This is a genomic window from Bacillus sp. F19 (assembly GCA_023823795.1).
Taxonomy (GTDB): Bacteria; Bacillota; Bacilli; order Bacillales; family Bacillaceae; genus Bacillus_P.
Genome location: CP085710.1, coordinates 324,128 through 344,469, shown reverse-complemented (window position 1 = coordinate 344,469; position 20,342 = coordinate 324,128). Strand labels below are relative to the sequence as shown.

4 protein-coding genes, 9 rRNA genes and 2 riboswitches are annotated in these 20,342 nt (G+C 48.8%); all 13 genes read right to left on the bottom strand.

What is annotated here, in order from left to right:
- Positions 1-56 precede the first annotated feature (56 nt).
- Positions 57-257: an NETI motif-containing protein gene (locus LIT25_01910; GenBank protein USK34192.1), complete on the bottom strand. Its 201-nt coding sequence runs from the start codon at positions 255-257 to the stop codon at positions 57-59.
- The gene (locus LIT25_01905; protein ID USK36118.1) at positions 254-775 is read right to left on the bottom strand and encodes a DUF5698 domain-containing protein; all 522 of its coding nucleotides are present in this window, start codon (positions 773-775) and stop codon (positions 254-256) included. Before LIT25_01905 ends, LIT25_01910 begins: the two co-directional genes overlap by 4 nt.
- A 600-nt stretch (positions 776-1,375) precedes the next feature.
- Positions 1,376-1,491: ribosomal RNA gene (gene rrf / locus LIT25_01900) — 5S ribosomal RNA — on the bottom strand.
- Positions 1,492-1,583: 92 nt separating this feature from the next.
- A 23S ribosomal RNA gene (locus LIT25_01895) occupies positions 1,584-4,513 on the bottom strand.
- Between the two features lie 233 nt (positions 4,514-4,746).
- Positions 4,747-6,283 (bottom strand): 16S ribosomal RNA (locus LIT25_01890).
- A 217-nt stretch (positions 6,284-6,500) separates the two neighbouring features.
- Positions 6,501-6,616: ribosomal RNA gene (gene rrf / locus LIT25_01885) — 5S ribosomal RNA — on the bottom strand.
- A gap of 90 nt (positions 6,617-6,706) precedes the next feature.
- A 23S ribosomal RNA gene (locus LIT25_01880) occupies positions 6,707-9,636 on the bottom strand.
- A 233-nt stretch (positions 9,637-9,869) separates the two neighbouring features.
- A 16S ribosomal RNA gene (locus LIT25_01875) occupies positions 9,870-11,406 on the bottom strand.
- 217 nt (positions 11,407-11,623) lie between these two features.
- Positions 11,624-11,739, bottom strand: a 5S ribosomal RNA gene (gene rrf, locus LIT25_01870).
- 90 nt (positions 11,740-11,829) lie between these two features.
- Positions 11,830-14,757: ribosomal RNA gene (locus tag LIT25_01865) — 23S ribosomal RNA — on the bottom strand.
- A gap of 233 nt (positions 14,758-14,990) precedes the next feature.
- Positions 14,991-16,527, bottom strand: a 16S ribosomal RNA gene (locus LIT25_01860).
- Together the 16S, 23S and 5S rRNA genes form the textbook arrangement of a ribosomal RNA operon.
- Positions 16,528-16,870: 343 nt before the next feature.
- A complete protein-coding gene (locus LIT25_01855; GenBank protein ID USK34191.1) occupies positions 16,871-18,196 on the bottom strand; it encodes an NCS2 family permease in 1,326 nt (441 codons plus the stop codon).
- A 149-nt stretch (positions 18,197-18,345) separates the two neighbouring features.
- Positions 18,346-18,447, bottom strand: a riboswitch (purine riboswitch).
- A gap of 81 nt (positions 18,448-18,528) precedes the next feature.
- The gene (gene guaA, locus LIT25_01850; GenBank protein USK34190.1) at positions 18,529-20,070 is read right to left on the bottom strand and encodes a glutamine-hydrolyzing GMP synthase; all 1,542 of its coding nucleotides are present in this window, start codon (positions 20,068-20,070) and stop codon (positions 18,529-18,531) included.
- A gap of 150 nt (positions 20,071-20,220) precedes the next feature.
- A riboswitch (purine riboswitch) is annotated at positions 20,221-20,322 on the bottom strand.
- Positions 20,323-20,342: the final 20 nt, after the last annotated feature.

Here is a 20,342-nt window from a genome sequence, read left to right as displayed (position 1 = left end):
GGACTTGTCAACGCAAAATCGAACAATTATCCCTATCACAATAAAAACGTTCGTATTTAGATCAATTTCCCTTCAAAAACAATCTTTTTACCATAAGGTACCACTTCAATTACACCATTTATCTTCTCTTCTTTAAAGATGGGTTCTTCCATTCTTCTTACAGGCATATAACCCTCTTTTTGCATACGGGAAAGACAGCTGTCAATGGTCTCGCCCTCCAGCACCTCAAACTTTCGCTTTTTAGGTTTATCTGTCATACTTCAATCTTGCTCCTTCTTACAGCCTTCACCCAGAAACCGCCGTGTATGGTTTTCGGTTCAAAAGCAATAATAAACGCCTTCGGATCAAGCTCCTTAATAGCTGCATACAAATTTAATTCATATTTGCGCGGCGTGAGAATCTGCATCGCCAAACGGTCTCCCTCGCGCCCATTTGCCATCCAGTCTGTCACACCATATCCGCGATCTCTTAAAATCGCAGGCAAATCTCTCTCACTTTCAGTAGAAATCACATTAACCGTAATATACCCAAGAGCAAGCTTCTCTTCAATTTTCATCCCGACAATAACACCAATCCCATACCCAATAGCATAGGCAATTAAGTTCTGAATCTCATTTAAATTATCCAGCACCAGCCCAAGGCCAATGACATATATAACAACCTCAATCGTACTGATAAAAGCCGCTAGATACCGCTGACCCTTTAACGTCAAAATCATGCGTATCGTAAAAAATGATACGTAAACAATATTGATGAGCAAGATGATTAACACCATCGTTACACTATTTGAAAGCAATCGACTTCCTCCTAACCTTGTTATACCTCTTAATGAAGGTAACAGGTCATATCTTACTAAAGTTTATGCAAAGACACAATGCCTTTTATATTGTGATTTCTTAACTATTTTTCTCATTAATCTATTATGGAATGCAGCCGGAAAGTGCTATTTTTTTGCTGATGTGCGGAAAATCTGAAATTCTGTGTAATGGTCTTTTTTAGGGGAGGGACATTTCTTTCGAAGTTTTGACTGGAGAATGGGGGTTCCGGCTCGTTACAGTGCTTCAGCGGATATAAATGCCTGTTTTGCAAAGTAAGATCGTGGAGGGACGCCGTGCTTGGAGTTGAGCGCTTTTCTACATCTCACAGGATTAAGAACCTGTTATAAGAGCAGCTTTTTCAATTCATGCTCGCTCAAGCAACATTTTTGCTCGCTCAGCGTTATTTTGTGCTTGGCCAGTCAATTACATCCAATCAATGGCAATCTTTCTAAATAGCAAAACCTGCTTCCAACCGCCATCCCTCTAACTGTCCTTTGCCATTTTATCTTTTACATACAAAAAAAGAACAGCATCTCTGCTGTTCTTTTTTTATGCGTGCCTGGCAACGTCCTACTCTCACAGGGGGAAACCCCCAACTACCATCGGCGCTAAAGAGCTTAACTTCCGTGTTCGGCATGGGAACGGGTGTGACCTCTTTGCCATCATCACCAGACAATATGCAATTGATTAGAAAGAATGTTATTCTTTCAAAACTAAATAACGTTTGATAACAAGATTCACTTAGGTTTTACACTTTATTAGACTGTGGTTAAGTCCTCGAACGATTAGTATCTGTCAGCTCCACACGTCACCGCGCTTCCACCTCAGACCTATCAACCTGATCATCTTTCAGGGTTCTTACTCACTAATGTGATGGGAAATCTCATCTTGAGGGGGGCTTCATGCTTAGATGCTTTCAGCACTTATCCCTTCCGCACATAGCTACCCAGCGATGCCTTTGGCAAGACAACTGGTACACCAGCGGTGCGTCCATCCCGGTCCTCTCGTACTAAGGACAGCTCCTCTCAAATTTCCTGCGCCCACGACGGATAGGGACCGAACTGTCTCACGACGTTCTGAACCCAGCTCGCGTACCGCTTTAATGGGCGAACAGCCCAACCCTTGGGACCGACTACAGCCCCAGGATGCGATGAGCCGACATCGAGGTGCCAAACCTCCCCGTCGATGTGGACTCTTGGGGGAGATAAGCCTGTTATCCCCGGGGTAGCTTTTATCCGTTGAGCGATGGCCCTTCCATGCGGAACCACCGGATCACTAAGCCCGACTTTCGTCCCTGCTCGACTTGTAGGTCTCGCAGTCAAGCTCCCTTGTGCCTTTACACTCTGCGAATGATTTCCAACCATTCTGAGGGAACCTTTGGGCGCCTCCGTTACATTTTAGGAGGCGACCGCCCCAGTCAAACTGCCCACCTGACACTGTCTCCCAGCCCGATCAGGGCTGTGGGTTAGAATTTCAATACAGCAAGGGTAGTATCCCACCAATGCCTCCACCGAAGCTAGCGCTCCGGCTTCCAAGGCTCCTACCTATCCTGTACAAGCTGTACCAAAATTCAATATCAGGCTACAGTAAAGCTCCACGGGGTCTTTCCGTCCTGTCGCGGGTAACCTGCATCTTCACAGGTACTATAATTTCACCGAGTCTCTCGTTGAGACAGTGCCCAGATCGTTACGCCTTTCGTGCGGGTCGGAACTTACCCGACAAGGAATTTCGCTACCTTAGGACCGTTATAGTTACGGCCGCCGTTTACTGGGGCTTCAATTCAAAGCTTCGCTTGCGCTAACCTCTCCTCTTAACCTTCCAGCACCGGGCAGGCGTCAGCCCCTATACTTCGCCTTGCGGCTTCGCAGAGACCTGTGTTTTGCTAAACAGTCGCCTGGGCCTATTCACTGCGGCTTTTCAGGGCTATGAACCCTAAAAAGCACCCCTTCTCCCGAAGTTACGGGGTCATTTTGCCGAGTTCCTTAACGAGAGTTCTCTCGCTCACCTTAGGATTCTCTCCTCGCCTACCTGTGTCGGTTTGCGGTACGGGCACCTCTCACCTCGCTAGAGGCTTTTCTTGGCAGTGTGGAATCAGGAACTTCGGTACTAAATTTCCCTCGCCATCACAGCTCAGCCTTATATGAGAAGCGGATTTGCCTACTTCTCAGCCTAACTGCTTGGACGCGCATATCCAACAGCGCGCTTGCCCTATCCTCCTGCGTCCCCCCATTGCTCAAATGGTGAGGAGGTGGTACAGGAATATCAACCTGTTGTCCATCGCCTACGCCTTTCGGCCTCGGCTTAGGTCCCGACTAACCCTGAGCGGACGAGCCTTCCTCAGGAAACCTTAGGCATTCGGTGGAGGGGATTCTCACCCCTCTTTCGCTACTCATACCGGCATTCTCACTTCTAAGCGCTCCACCAGTCCTTACGGTCTAGCTTCAACGCCCTTAGAACGCTCTCCTACCACTGTTCGTAAGAACAGTCCACAGCTTCGGTGATACGTTTAGCCCCGGTACATTTTCGGCGCAGAGTCACTCGACCAGTGAGCTATTACGCACTCTTTAAATGGTGGCTGCTTCTAAGCCAACATCCTGGTTGTCTAAGCAACTCCACATCCTTTTCCACTTAACGTATACTTTGGGACCTTAGCTGGTGGTCTGGGCTGTTTCCCTCTTGACTACGGATCTTATCACTCGCAGTCTGACTCCCAAGGAGCAAGTCTTTGGCATTCGGAGTTTGACTGAATTCGGTAACCCGATGAGGGCCCCTAGTCCAATCAGTGCTCTACCTCCAAGACTCTCATACTTGAGGCTAGCCCTAAAGCTATTTCGGAGAGAACCAGCTATCTCCAGGTTCGATTGGAATTTCTCCGCTACCCACACCTCATCCCCGCACTTTTCAACGTGCGTGGGTTCGGGCCTCCATTCAGTGTTACCTGAACTTCACCCTGGACATGGGTAGATCACCTGGTTTCGGGTCTACGACCACGTACTAAAACGCCCTATTCAGACTCGCTTTCGCTGCGGCTCCGTCTCATCAACTTAACCTTGCACGGGATCGTAACTCGCCGGTTCATTCTACAAAAGGCACGCCATTACCCATTAACGGGCTCTGACTACTTGTAAGCACACGGTTTCAGGATCTTTTCACTCCCCTTCCGGGGTGCTTTTCACCTTTCCCTCACGGTACTGGTTCACTATCGGTCACTAGGGAGTATTTAGCCTTGGGAGATGGTCCTCCCTGCTTCCGACGGGATTTCTCGTGTCCCGCCGTACTCAGGATCCACTCTGGAGGGAACGAAGTTTCGACTACAGGGTTATTACCTTCTCTGACGGACCTTTCCAGGTCGCTTCATCTACCCCGTTCCTTTGTAACTCCGTATAGAGTGTCCTACAACCCCAAGAGGCAAGCCTCTTGGTTTGGGCTAATTCCGTTTCGCTCGCCGCTACTTGGGAAATCGCGTTTGCTTTCTCTTCCTCCGGGTACTTAGATGTTTCAGTTCCCCGGGTCTGCCTTCATTATCCTATGTATTCAGATAAAGATACTGTTCCATTACGAACAGTGGGTTTCCCCATTCGGAAATCTCTGGATCAAAGCTTACTTACAGCTCCCCAAAGCATATCGGTGTTAGTCCCGTCCTTCATCGGCTCCTAGTGCCAAGGCATCCACCGTGCGCCCTTCATAACTTAACCTAAATGGTCAATCGCATCATAAGATACGTTTCGCATTTCGTTGTTTGTTTAGACATAAATGTCTAGAAAATCACTAATTATGGTAAGCGTAAATCTCAGTGAATTACTTGTTATCAATTACGTTATCTAGTTTTCAAAGAACAACTGACAAATCAGATGATTTGTCTTCTATCATAGAGAGAATGATCTCTCAAAACTAAACAAAAACCAAAAGCGTCCTCATATATCCTTAGAAAGGAGGTGATCCAGCCGCACCTTCCGATACGGCTACCTTGTTACGACTTCACCCCAATCATCTACCCCACCTTAGGCGGCTGGCTCCTTGCGGTTACCCCACCGACTTCGGGTGTTGCAAACTCTCGTGGTGTGACGGGCGGTGTGTACAAGGCCCGGGAACGTATTCACCGCGGCATGCTGATCCGCGATTACTAGCGATTCCAGCTTCATGCAGGCGAGTTGCAGCCTGCAATCCGAACTGAGAATGGTTTTATGGGATTGGCTAAACCTCGCGGTCTCGCAGCCCTTTGTACCATCCATTGTAGCACGTGTGTAGCCCAGGTCATAAGGGGCATGATGATTTGACGTCATCCCCACCTTCCTCCGGTTTGTCACCGGCAGTCACCTTAGAGTGCCCAACTGAATGCTGGCAACTAAGATCAAGGGTTGCGCTCGTTGCGGGACTTAACCCAACATCTCACGACACGAGCTGACGACAACCATGCACCACCTGTCACTTTGTCCCCCGAAGGGGAACCTTCTATCTCTAGAAGTGGCAAAGGATGTCAAGACCTGGTAAGGTTCTTCGCGTTGCTTCGAATTAAACCACATGCTCCACCGCTTGTGCGGGCCCCGTCAATTCCTTTGAGTTTCAGTCTTGCGACCGTACTCCCCAGGCGGAGTGCTTAATGCGTTAGCTGCAGCACTAAAGGGCGGAAACCCTCTAACACTTAGCACTCATCGTTTACGGCGTGGACTACCAGGGTATCTAATCCTGTTCGCTCCCCACGCTTTCGCGCCTCAGCGTCAGTTACAGACCAGAGAGTCGCCTTCGCCACTGGTGTTCCTCCACATCTCTACGCATTTCACCGCTACACGTGGAATTCCACTCTCCTCTTCTGCACTCAAGTTTCCCAGTTTCCAATGACCCTCCCCGGTTGAGCCGGGGGCTTTCACATCAGACTTAAGAAACCGCCTGCGCGCGCTTTACGCCCAATAATTCCGGACAACGCTTGCCACCTACGTATTACCGCGGCTGCTGGCACGTAGTTAGCCGTGGCTTTCTGGTTAGGTACCGTCAAGGTGCGAGCAGTTACTCTCGCACTTGTTCTTCCCTAACAACAGAGTTTTACGATCCGAAAACCTTCATCACTCACGCGGCGTTGCTCCGTCAGACTTTCGTCCATTGCGGAAGATTCCCTACTGCTGCCTCCCGTAGGAGTCTGGGCCGTGTCTCAGTCCCAGTGTGGCCGATCACCCTCTCAGGTCGGCTACGCATCGTTGCCTTGGTGAGCCATTACCTCACCAACTAGCTAATGCGCCGCGGGCCCATCTGTAAGTGACAGCCGAAACCGTCTTTCCAACTTGAACCATGCGGTTCAAGATACTATCCGGTATTAGCTCCGGTTTCCCGGAGTTATCCCAGTCTTACAGGCAGGTTGCCCACGTGTTACTCACCCGTCCGCCGCTAACCTCCGAAGAGGTTCGCTCGACTTGCATGTATTAGGCACGCCGCCAGCGTTCGTCCTGAGCCAGGATCAAACTCTCCGAAGAAAATTTGTGACTCAATTTGTTGCTGACTTCAAAATTTAAAACGTTTGGTACGCTTTTGGTTTTGTTTAGTTTTCAAAGATCATTTGCTTCAAGTGTAACTTTCTAATCATAATATACTAGATTAATAAAGTCAACAACTTTTTTTAAAAAAATAATAGCTTAGCGGAATGAACCGCAGATCACTTACAGCAAAAGCTGCTCGCCATCATTTGCTACAGCCTGGCAACGTCCTACTCTCACAGGGGGAAACCCCCAACTACCATCGGCGCTAAAGAGCTTAACTTCCGTGTTCGGCATGGGAACGGGTGTGACCTCTTTGCCATCATCACCAGACAATATGCAATTGATTAGAAAGAATGTTATTCTTTCAAAACTAGATAACGTTTGATAACAAGATTCACTTACATTTACACATATTAGACTGTGGTTAAGTCCTCGAACGATTAGTATCTGTCAGCTTCACACGTCACCGCGCTTCCACCTCAGACCTATCAACCTGATCATCTTTCAGGGTTCTTACTCACTAATGTGATGGGAAATCTCATCTTGAGGGGGGCTTCATGCTTAGATGCTTTCAGCACTTATCCCTTCCGCACATAGCTACCCAGCGATGCCTTTGGCAAGACAACTGGTACACCAGCGGTGCGTCCATCCCGGTCCTCTCGTACTAAGGACAGCTCCTCTCAAATTTCCTGCGCCCACGACGGATAGGGACCGAACTGTCTCACGACGTTCTGAACCCAGCTCGCGTACCGCTTTAATGGGCGAACAGCCCAACCCTTGGGACCGACTACAGCCCCAGGATGCGATGAGCCGACATCGAGGTGCCAAACCTCCCCGTCGATGTGGACTCTTGGGGGAGATAAGCCTGTTATCCCCGGGGTAGCTTTTATCCGTTGAGCGATGGCCCTTCCATGCGGAACCACCGGATCACTAAGCCCGACTTTCGTCCCTGCTCGACTTGTAGGTCTCGCAGTCAAGCTCCCTTGTGCCTTTACACTCTGCGAATGATTTCCAACCATTCTGAGGGAACCTTTGGGCGCCTCCGTTACATTTTAGGAGGCGACCGCCCCAGTCAAACTGCCCACCTGACACTGTCTCCCAGCCCGATCAGGGCTGTGGGTTAGAATTTCAATACAGCAAGGGTAGTATCCCACCAATGCCTCCACCGAAGCTGGCGCTCCGGCTTCCAAGGCTCCTACCTATCCTGTACAAGCTGTACCAAAATTCAATATCAGGCTACAGTAAAGCTCCACGGGGTCTTTCCGTCCTGTCGCGGGTAACCTGCATCTTCACAGGTACTATAATTTCACCGAGTCTCTCGTTGAGACAGTGCCCAGATCGTTACGCCTTTCGTGCGGGTCGGAACTTACCCGACAAGGAATTTCGCTACCTTAGGACCGTTATAGTTACGGCCGCCGTTTACTGGGGCTTCAATTCAAAGCTTCGCTTGCGCTAACCTCTCCTCTTAACCTTCCAGCACCGGGCAGGCGTCAGCCCCTATACTTCGCCTTGCGGCTTCGCAGAGACCTGTGTTTTTGCTAAACAGTCGCCTGGGCCTATTCACTGCGGCTTTTCAGGGCTATGAACCCTAAAAAGCACCCCTTCTCCCGAAGTTACGGGGTCATTTTGCCGAGTTCCTTAACGAGAGTTCTCTCGCTCACCTTAGGATTCTCTCCTCGCCTACCTGTGTCGGTTTGCGGTACGGGCACCTCTCACCTCGCTAGAGGCTTTTCTTGGCAGTGTGGAATCAGGAACTTCGGTACTAAATTTCCCTCGCCATCACAGCTCAGCCTTATATGAGAAGCGGATTTGCCTACTTCTCAGCCTAACTGCTTGGACGCGCATATCCAACAGCGCGCTTGCCCTATCCTCCTGCGTCCCCCCATTGCTCAAATGGTGAGGAGGTGGTACAGGAATATCAACCTGTTGTCCATCGCCTACGCCTTTCGGCCTCGGCTTAGGTCCCGACTAACCCTGAGCGGACGAGCCTTCCTCAGGAAACCTTAGGCATTCGGTGGAGGGGATTCTCACCCCTCTTTCGCTACTCATACCGGCATTCTCACTTCTAAGCGCTCCACCAGTCCTTACGGTCTAGCTTCAACGCCCTTAGAACGCTCTCCTACCACTGTTCGTAAGAACAGTCCACAGCTTCGGTGATACGTTTAGCCCCGGTACATTTTCGGCGCAGAGTCACTCGACCAGTGAGCTATTACGCACTCTTTAAATGGTGGCTGCTTCTAAGCCAACATCCTGGTTGTCTAAGCAACTCCACATCCTTTTCCACTTAACGTATACTTTGGGACCTTAGCTGGTGGTCTGGGCTGTTTCCCTCTTGACTACGGATCTTATCACTCGCAGTCTGACTCCCAAGGAGCAAGTCTTTGGCATTCGGAGTTTGACTGAATTCGGTAACCCGATGAGGGCCCCTAGTCCAATCAGTGCTCTACCTCCAAGACTCTCATACTTGAGGCTAGCCCTAAAGCTATTTCGGAGAGAACCAGCTATCTCCAGGTTCGATTGGAATTTCTCCGCTACCCACACCTCATCCCCGCACTTTTCAACGTGCGTGGGTTCGGGCCTCCATTCAGTGTTACCTGAACTTCACCCTGGACATGGGTAGATCACCTGGTTTCGGGTCTACGACCACGTACTAAAACGCCCTATTCAGACTCGCTTTCGCTGCGGCTCCGTCTCATCAACTTAACCTTGCACGGGATCGTAACTCGCCGGTTCATTCTACAAAGGCACGCCATCACCCATTAACGGGCTCTGACTACTTGTAAGCACACGGTTTCAGGATCTTTTCACTCCCCTTCCGGGGTGCTTTTCACCTTTCCCTCACGGTACTGGTTCACTATCGGTCACTAGGGAGTATTTAGCCTTGGGAGATGGTCCTCCCTGCTTCCGACGGGATTTCTCGTGTCCCGCCGTACTCAGGATCCACTCTGGAGGGAACGAAGTTTCGACTACAGGGTTATTACCTTCTCTGACGGACCTTTCCAGGTCGCTTCATCTACCCCGTTCCTTTGTAACTCCGTATAGAGTGTCCTACAACCCCAAGAGGCAAGCCTCTTGGTTTGGGCTAATTCCGTTTCGCTCGCCGCTACTTGGGAAATCGCGTTTGCTTTCTCTTCCTCCGGGTACTTAGATGTTTCAGTTCCCCGGGTCTGCCTTCATTATCCTATGTATTCAGATAAAGATACTGTTCCATTACGAACAGTGGGTTTCCCCATTCGGAAATCTCTGGATCAAAGCTTACTTACAGCTCCCCAAAGCATATCGGTGTTAGTCCCGTCCTTCATCGGCTCCTAGTGCCAAGGCATCCACCGTGCGCCCTTCATAACTTAACCTAAATGGTCAACCGCATCATAAGATGCGTTTCGCATTTCGTTGTTTGTTTAGACATAAATGTCTAGAAAATCACTAATTATGGTAAGCGTAAATCTCAGTGAATTACTTGTTATCAATTACGTTATCTAGTTTTCAAAGAACAACCGACAAATCAGATGATTTGTCTTCTATCATAGAGAGAATGATCTCTCAAAACTAAACAAAAACCAAAAGCGTCCTCATATATCCTTAGAAAGGAGGTGATCCAGCCGCACCTTCCGATACGGCTACCTTGTTACGACTTCACCCCAATCATCTACCCCACCTTAGGCGGCTGGCTCCTTGCGGTTACCCCACCGACTTCGGGTGTTGCAAACTCTCGTGGTGTGACGGGCGGTGTGTACAAGGCCCGGGAACGTATTCACCGCGGCATGCTGATCCGCGATTACTAGCGATTCCAGCTTCATGCAGGCGAGTTGCAGCCTGCAATCCGAACTGAGAATGGTTTTATGGGATTGGCTAAACCTCGCGGTCTCGCAGCCCTTTGTACCATCCATTGTAGCACGTGTGTAGCCCAGGTCATAAGGGGCATGATGATTTGACGTCATCCCCACCTTCCTCCGGTTTGTCACCGGCAGTCACCTTAGAGTGCCCAACTGAATGCTGGTAACTAAGATCAAGGGTTGCGCTCGTTGCGGGACTTAACCCAACATCTCACGACACGAGCTGACGACAACCATGCACCACCTGTCACTTTGTCCCCCGAAGGGGAACCTTCTATCTCTAGAAGTGGCAAAGGATGTCAAGACCTGGTAAGGTTCTTCGCGTTGCTTCGAATTAAACCACATGCTCCACCGCTTGTGCGGGCCCCCGTCAATTCCTTTGAGTTTCAGTCTTGCGACCGTACTCCCCAGGCGGAGTGCTTAATGCGTTAGCTGCAGCACTAAAGGGCGGAAACCCTCTAACACTTAGCACTCATCGTTTACGGCGTGGACTACCAGGGTATCTAATCCTGTTCGCTCCCCACGCTTTCGCGCCTCAGCGTCAGTTACAGACCAGAGAGTCGCCTTCGCCACTGGTGTTCCTCCACATCTCTACGCATTTCACCGCTACACGTGGAATTCCACTCTCCTCTTCTGCACTCAAGTTTCCCAGTTTCCAATGACCCTCCCCGGTTGAGCCGGGGCTTTCACATCAGACTTAAGAAACCGCCTGCGCGCGCTTTACGCCCAATAATTCCGGACAACGCTTGCCACCTACGTATTACCGCGGCTGCTGGCACGTAGTTAGCCGTGGCTTTCTGGTTAGGTACCGTCAAGGTGCGAGCAGTTACTCTCGCACTTGTTCTTCCCTAACAACAGAGTTTTACGATCCGAAAACCTTCATCACTCACGCGGCGTTGCTCCGTCAGACTTTCGTCCATTGCGGAAGATTCCCTACTGCTGCCTCCCGTAGGAGTCTGGGCCGTGTCTCAGTCCCAGTGTGGCCGATCACCCTCTCAGGTCGGCTACGCATCGTTGCCTTGGTGAGCCATTACCTCACCAACTAGCTAATGCGCCGCGGGCCCATCTGTAAGTGACAGCCGAAACCGTCTTTCCAACTTGAACCATGCGGTTCAAGATACTATCCGGTATTAGCTCCGGTTTCCCGGAGTTATCCCAATCTTACAGGCAGGTTGCCCACGTGTTACTCACCCGTCCGCCGCTAACCTCCGAAGAGGTTCGCTCGACTTGCATGTATTAGGCACGCCGCCAGCGTTCGTCCTGAGCCAGGATCAAACTCTCCGAAGAAAATTTGTGACTCAATTTGTTGCTGACTTCAAAATTTAAAACGTTTGGTACGCTTTTGGTTTTGTTTAGTTTTCAAAGATCATTTGCTTCAAGTGTAACTTTCTAATCATAATATACTAGATTAATAAAGTCAACAACTTTTTTTAAAAAAATAATAGCTTAGCGGAATGAACCGCAGATCACTTACAGCAAAAGCTGCTCGCCATCATTTGCTACAGCCTGGCAACGTCCTACTCTCACAGGGGGAAACCCCCAACTACCATCGGCGCTAAAGAGCTTAACTTCCGTGTTCGGCATGGGAACGGGTGTGACCTCTTTGCCATCATCACCAGACAATATGCAATTGATTAGAAAGAATGTTATTCTTTCAAAACTAGATAACGTTTGATAACAAGATTCACTTACATTTACACATATTAGACTGTGGTTAAGTCCTCGAACGATTAGTATCTGTCAGCTCCACACGTCACCGCGCTTCCACCTCAGACCTATCAACCTGATCATCTTTCAGGGTTCTTACTCACTAATGTGATGGGAAATCTCATCTTGAGGGGGGCTTCATGCTTAGATGCTTTCAGCACTTATCCCTTCCGCACATAGCTACCCAGCGATGCCTTTGGCAAGACAACTGGTACACCAGCGGTGCGTCCATCCCGGTCCTCTCGTACTAAGGACAGCTCCTCTCAAATTTCCTGCGCCCACGACGGATAGGGACCGAACTGTCTCACGACGTTCTGAACCCAGCTCGCGTACCGCTTTAATGGGCGAACAGCCCAACCCTTGGGACCGACTACAGCCCCAGGATGCGATGAGCCGACATCGAGGTGCCAAACCTCCCCGTCGATGTGGACTCTTGGGGGAGATAAGCCTGTTATCCCCGGGGTAGCTTTTATCCGTTGAGCGATGGCCCTTCCATGCGGAACCACCGGATCACTAAGCCCGACTTTCGTCCCTGCTCGACTTGTAGGTCTCGCAGTCAAGCTCCCTTGTGCCTTTACACTCTGCGAATGATTTCCAACCATTCTGAGGGAACCTTTGGGCGCCTCCGTTACATTTTAGGAGGCGACCGCCCCAGTCAAACTGCCCACCTGACACTGTCTCCCAGCCCGATCAGGGCTGTGGGTTAGAATTTCAATACAGCAAGGGTAGTATCCCACCAATGCCTCCACCGAAGCTGGCGCTCCGGCTTCCAAGGCTCCTACCTATCCTGTACAAGCTGTACCAAAATTCAATATCAGGCTACAGTAAAGCTCCACGGGGTCTTTCCGTCCTGTCGCGGGTAACCTGCATCTTCACAGGTACTATAATTTCACCGAGTCTCTCGTTGAGACAGTGCCCAGATCGTTACGCCTTTCGTGCGGGTCGGAACTTACCCGACAAGGAATTTCGCTACCTTAGGACCGTTATAGTTACGGCCGCCGTTTACTGGGGCTTCAATTCAAAGCTTCGCTTGCGCTAACCTCTCCTCTTAACCTTCCAGCACCGGGCAGGCGTCAGCCCCTATACTTCGCCTTGCGGCTTCGCAGAGACCTGTGTTTTGCTAAACAGTCGCCTGGGCCTATTCACTGCGGCTTTTCAGGGCTATGAACCCTAAAAAGCACCCCTTCTCCCGAAGTTACGGGGTCATTTTGCCGAGTTCCTTAACGAGAGTTCTCTCGCTCACCTTAGGATTCTCTCCTCGCCTACCTGTGTCGGTTTGCGGTACGGGCACCTCTCACCTCGCTAGAGGCTTTTCTTGGCAGTGTGGAATCAGGAACTTCGGTACTAAATTTCCCTCGCCATCACAGCTCAGCCTTATATGAGAAGCGGATTTGCCTACTTCTCAGCCTAACTGCTTGGACGCGCATATCCAACAGCGCGCTTGCCCTATCCTCCTGCGTCCCCCCATTGCTCAAATGGTGAGGAGGTGGTACAGGAATATCAACCTGTTGTCCATCGCCTACGCCTTTCGGCCTCGGCTTAGGTCCCGACTAACCCTGAGCGGACGAGCCTTCCTCAGGAAACCTTAGGCATTCGGTGGAGGGGATTCTCACCCCTCTTTCGCTACTCATACCGGCATTCTCACTTCTAAGCGCTCCACCAGTCCTTACGGTCTAGCTTCAACGCCCTTAGAACGCTCTCCTACCACTGTTCGTAAGAACAGTCCACAGCTTCGGTGATACGTTTAGCCCCGGTACATTTTCGGCGCAGAGTCACTCGACCAGTGAGCTATTACGCACTCTTTAAATGGTGGCTGCTTCTAAGCCAACATCCTGGTTGTCTAAGCAACTCCACATCCTTTTCCACTTAACGTATACTTTGGGACCTTAGCTGGTGGTCTGGGCTGTTTCCCTCTTGACTACGGATCTTATCACTCGCAGTCTGACTCCCAAGGAGCAAGTCTTTGGCATTCGGAGTTTGACTGAATTCGGTAACCCGATGAGGGCCCCTAGTCCAATCAGTGCTCTACCTCCAAGACTCTCATACTTGAGGCTAGCCCTAAAGCTATTTCGGAGAGAACCAGCTATCTCCAGGTTCGATTGGAATTTCTCCGCTACCCACACCTCATCCCCGCACTTTTCAACGTGCGTGGGTTCGGGCCTCCATTCAGTGTTACCTGAACTTCACCCTGGACATGGGTAGATCACCTGGTTTCGGGTCTACGACCACGTACTAAAACGCCCTATTCAGACTCGCTTTCGCTGCGGCTCCGTCTCATCAACTTAACCTTGCACGGGATCGTAACTCGCCGGTTCATTCTACAAAGGCACGCCATCACCCATTAACGGGCTCTGACTACTTGTAAGCACACGGTTTCAGGATCTTTCACTCCCCTTCCGGGGTGCTTTTCACCTTTCCCTCACGGTACTGGTTCACTATCGGTCACTAGGGAGTATTTAGCCTTGGGAGATGGTCCTCCCTGCTTCCGACGGGATTTCTCGTGTCCCGCCGTACTCAGGATCCACTCTGGAGGGAACGAAGTTTCGACTACAGGGTTATTACCTTCTCTGACGGACCTTTCCAGGTCGCTTCATCTACCCCGTTCCTTTGTAACTCCGTATAGAGTGTCCTACAACCCCAAGAGGCAAGCCTCTTGGTTTGGGCTAATTCCGTTTCGCTCGCCGCTACTTGGGAAATCGCGTTTGCTTTCTCTTCCTCCGGGTACTTAGATGTTTCAGTTCCCCGGGTCTGCCTTCATTATCCTATGTATTCAGATAAAGATACTGTTCCATTACGAACAGTGGGTTTCCCCATTCGGAAATCTCTGGATCAAAGCTTACTTACAGCTCCCCAAAGCATATCGGTGTTAGTCCCGTCCTTCATCGGCTCCTAGTGCCAAGGCATCCACCGTGCGCCCTTCATAACTTAACCTAAATGGTCAACCGCATCATAAGATGCGTTTCGCATTTCGTTGTTTGTTTAGACATAAATGTCTAGAAAATCACTAATTATGGTAAGCGTAAATCTCAGTGAATTACTTGTTATCAATTACGTTATCTAGTTTTCAAAGAACAACTGACAAATCAGATGATTTGTCTTCTATCATAGAGAGAATGATCTCTCAAAACTAAACAAAAACCAAAAGCGTCCTCATATATCCTTAGAAAGGAGGTGATCCAGCCGCACCTTCCGATACGGCTACCTTGTTACGACTTCACCCCAATCATCTACCCCACCTTAGGCGGCTGGCTCCTTGCGGTTACCCCACCGACTTCGGGTGTTGCAAACTCTCGTGGTGTGACGGGCGGTGTGTACAAGGCCCGGGAACGTATTCACCGCGGCATGCTGATCCGCGATTACTAGCGATTCCAGCTTCATGCAGGCGAGTTGCAGCCTGCAATCCGAACTGAGAATGGTTTTATGGGATTGGCTAAACCTCGCGGTCTCGCAGCCCTTTGTACCATCCATTGTAGCACGTGTGTAGCCCAGGTCATAAGGGGCATGATGATTTGACGTCATCCCCACCTTCCTCCGGTTTGTCACCGGCAGTCACCTTAGAGTGCCCAACTGAATGCTGGCAACTAAGATCAAGGGTTGCGCTCGTTGCGGGACTTAACCCAACATCTCACGACACGAGCTGACGACAACCATGCACCACCTGTCACTTTGTCCCCCGAAGGGGAACCTTCTATCTCTAGAAGTGGCAAAGGATGTCAAGACCTGGTAAGGTTCTTCGCGTTGCTTCGAATTAAACCACATGCTCCACCGCTTGTGCGGGCCCCGTCAATTCCTTTGAGTTTCAGTCTTGCGACCGTACTCCCCAGGCGGAGTGCTTAATGCGTTAGCTGCAGCACTAAAGGGCGGAAACCCTCTAACACTTAGCACTCATCGTTTACGGCGTGGACTACCAGGGTATCTAATCCTGTTCGCTCCCCACGCTTTCGCGCCTCAGCGTCAGTTACAGACCAGAGAGTCGCCTTCGCCACTGGTGTTCCTCCACATCTCTACGCATTTCACCGCTACACGTGGAATTCCACTCTCCTCTTCTGCACTCAAGTTTCCCAGTTTCCAATGACCCTCCCCGGTTGAGCCGGGGGCTTTCACATCAGACTTAAGAAACCGCCTGCGCGCGCTTTACGCCCAATAATTCCGGACAACGCTTGCCACCTACGTATTACCGCGGCTGCTGGCACGTAGTTAGCCGTGGCTTTCTGGTTAGGTACCGTCAAGGTGCGAGCAGTTACTCTCGCACTTGTTCTTCCCTAACAACAGAGTTTTACGATCCGAAAACCTTCATCACTCACGCGGCGTTGCTCCGTCAGACTTTCGTCCATTGCGGAAGATTCCCTACTGCTGCCTCCCGTAGGAGTCTGGGCCGTGTCTCAGTCCCAGTGTGGCCGATCACCCTCTCAGGTCGGCTACGCATCGTTGCCTTGGTGAGCCATTACCTCACCAACTAGCTAATGCGGCGCGGGCCCATCTGTAAGTGACAGCCGAAACCGTCTTTCCAACTTGAACCATGCGGTTCAAGATACTATCCGGTATTAGCTCCGGTTTCCCGGAGTTATCCCAGTCTTACAGGCAGGTTGCCCACGTGTTACTCACCCGTCCGCCGCTAACCTCCGAAGAGGTTCGCTCGACTTGCATGTATTAGGCACGCCGCCAGCGTTCGTCCTGAGCCAGGATCAAACTCTCCGAAGAAAATTTGTGACTCAATTTGTTGCTGACTTCAAAAATTTAAAACGTTTGGTACGCTTTTGGTTTTGTTTAGTTTTCAAAGATCATTTGCTTCAAGTGCAACTTTCTAATCATAATATACCAGATTAATAAAGTCAACAACTTTTTTCATTTCATTTTGTCGTTTGTTTGCGACAACAGATAATAATAAACCACGATAACTTAAGAGAGTCAACGTTTTTTAAAAAGGCCATTTTTTTATCTGAAAGGCGCTCTTAAAAGGCACAAGAGATAGAATACCAATCTATTAAGCTAAAGTCAACAAAAAAAAGAGATGCCGGAGCACCTCTTTTTTTCATATCTATTATTATCCTGCCAAAAAGACGAAGTAGAGAATAAAGATGACGAACAATCCATACATAATTGGATGAATCTCTTTTGCTTTTCCTTTTACAATCATCGTAACCGGATAGAAGATGAACCCGATGGCAATTCCAGTTGCGATGCTGTAGGTTAATGGCATTGCGATTATTGTCAAGAAAGCCGGAACAGCCATCTCAAATCGGTTCCAGTCAATTTTTCCAAGAGAAGAAACCATGAGAATACCTACTATAATTAATGCAGGAGCTGTAACTGGCGCCGTGATGACACTCAGAAGCGGCGAGAAGAACAGAGCAAGCAAGAACAGAACAGCTGTTACGACAGAAGCAAATCCTGTTCTCGCACCTGCTGCTACACCCGCAGAAGATTCGATATAAGATGTAGTAGTAGATGTACCTAAAATAGAACCGATTACTGTCGCTGCTGAATCGGCAAATAATGCTTTGCTGGCTCTTGGCAGCTTATTGTCTTTAATCAGGCCAGCCTGATTGGCAACAGCTACAAGAGTGCCTGCCGTGTCAAAGAAGTCCGAAAACAGGAATGTCAGAATGACCACAAGCATTTGAAGCGTAAACAGCTGATCAAGATTTTGGAACGCTGCGCCAAACGTTGGCTCAAGACTCGGAACAGCTCCTACTACTTGGGTCGGCACATCAATTAATTGAAAGATCATGCCCATAATTGCTGTAAGGATCATTCCATAGAAGATTCCGCCATTAATGCGTTTTACCATAAAGATGACTGTGATGAAAACCCCAAAAATAGCAAGCAGTGCATTTCCGTCTTTCAGATTTCCAAGACCCACTAGCACTGCATCATTATTTGTGATTATGCCTGCATTTTGAAAACCGACAAAAGTGATGAATAATCCGATACCCGCTCCAACTGCGTGTTTCAATTCTTCCGGAATGGAGTTGATAATTTTTTCACGAAGACCTGAAGTTGTTAAAACAATAAAGATCAATCCGGAAACAAGTACCCCTGATAAGGCAGTCTGCCAAGGAATACCCATTGTAAGAACAACAGTGTAAGCAAAGAAAGCATTTAATCCCATACCCGGCGCGAGTGCAATCGGATATCTGGCTATCAGCCCCATCAGCAGGGACCCGATTGCAGCAGCAAGAGCTGTAGCTGTAAATACAGCACCCTGATCCATTCTAAGCTCATTTGGGATATCAGGCACTGACGCAAGGGATAATGTCAGCGGATTGACAAATAAGATATATGCCATAGACAGGAAGGTTGTTAACCCGCCAATAATCTCGCGGCGATAATTGGTGCCCAGCTCCTCAAATTGAAAATACTTCTTCATCTAAAAAATCCTCCTAATATCTTAACACCGTTTTAAGCAAGGGGCCCGCCAAAAAAATAGAATAAGTGCAAAAAAACGCTCCCTGCTGCGGAAGCGCTTGACGACAATGATATTAGATAGGACAGGTTCCAGAAAATATCCCGAAATCCAAATCTTATATAACACCTCGTAGTCAAGCTCTTTACGGCAGCTTGGTAGAAACTTTTGGGCCATATCCCCAACTTTATACGACGTATTTAGACAAATTTTGTGTACCTTCATATTAACAGCATAGGTATAAAGTCGTCAACGAAAAAACGAACATTTAATTAAAAATGTTCGTTTTCGTTCGTCTATTCCCACTCAATGGTTGCTGGCGGCTTGCTCGTGATGTCATAAACAACGCGATTGATATGTTTTACTTCATTCACAATGCGGGTAGAGATGAGCTCAAGCACTTCCCACGGAATGCGCGCCCAGTCAGACGTCATCCCATCGATTGAAGTAACCGCACGGATTCCAATTGTATAATCATATGTTCTTGCATCACCCATAACACCTACACTGCGGATGTCAGGAAGAACTGTAAAGTATTGCCAGATATCTCTTTCAAGTCCTGCTTTAGCAATTTCCTCACGTAAAATCGCATCTGATTCACGAACGATTTCAAGCTTTTCTTCAGAAATTGCACCTAATACACGGATTCCAAGTCCCGGTCCAGGGAAAGGCTGGCGCCAAACGATTTCATCAGGAATTCCGAGCTCAGACCCCAATGCACGCACTTCATCCTTAAATAGGGTATTCAAAGGCTCAATCAGTTTAAACTGCATGTCCTCTGGAAGTCCGCCTACATTGTGATGTGATTTTATCGTTTGAGCTGTTGCCGTGCCGCTCTCAATAATATCTGTATAAAGAGTTCCTTGAGCAAGGAACTCGATGCCTTTAAGTTTTGTAGCCTCGTCATCAAATACGTAAATGAATTCATTGCCGATGATTTTGCGTTTTTGCTCAGGATCAGAGACCCCGCGCAGTTTATCCATGAAACGCTCTTTTGCATCAACTTTAATGACATTCATGTTGAAGCCCTCACTGAATGTTTTCATAACGCCCTCTGCTTCGTCTTTACGAAGAAGTCCGTGATCAACAAAGATACATGTCAGCTGATCTCCGATGGCTTTATGAATCAGGACTGCTACTACAGAAGAATCAACTCCTCCGCTTAATGCACAAAGAACTTGCTTTTCGCCGACCTGCTCACGGATTTTCTGAAGTTCCATTTCAATGAAGTTTTCCATTGACCATTCTTCTGAACAGCCGCAAACTCCAAATACAAAGTTTTTCAGCATATCATTTCCGAACTCAGAATGGCGTACTTCCGGATGGAACTGTACCCCGTAAAGACGGCGCTCTTCATTGCTGATCGCTGCGAAAGGACATGCAGGGCTTGTTGCATCGACAATAAAGCCGCTAGGAATATCAGCCACTAAATCACCGTGACTCATCCACACGATCTGCTGTTTTGGCAGATCAGCAAACAATGCTGTTTCTGTTTGAACGTTCAAAGTCGCTTTTCCATATTCACGATGGTTGGCAGCTTCTACTTTTCCGCCCAAGGAATGAGTCATCAATTGCATGCCGTAGCAGATGCCGAGGACAGGGATGCCAAGGTCGAAGATTTTTTCGTCACAGCGGAAAGCCTGTTCGCCGTACACACTGTTTGGTCCTCCAGATAGAATGATTCCTTTAGGATTCATCTTCTTGATTTCTTCAGCCGTAAGTGTATGCGGATGAAGCTCACTGTATACACCAAGCTCACGAATCCTGCGGGTGATTAATTGATTATATTGACTTCCAAAATCCAACACTACAACCATTTCATCTTGCATGTTTATCACGGGTGGTCACCTCATTCGAAAGATATCCCCTTTATGAATAAAGAGGGGTCATGCGTCAGACACTGATGCATCTTTTGCTTAAATTAAGAAAAAAAGCTAGAACTATGCCTTCAATCCAAAAAGAAAAGAAGGCAGAATTCTAGCTTTTACACTTGTCTATTCTGCCTTCATAGTCAGATTATTTGCGGCAATCCGGTAGAGACTCTCGAACCATATTATCAAGGATATATGAAGGATAAGTACTATTAATTTTCCCTATTCTAACAATGTCC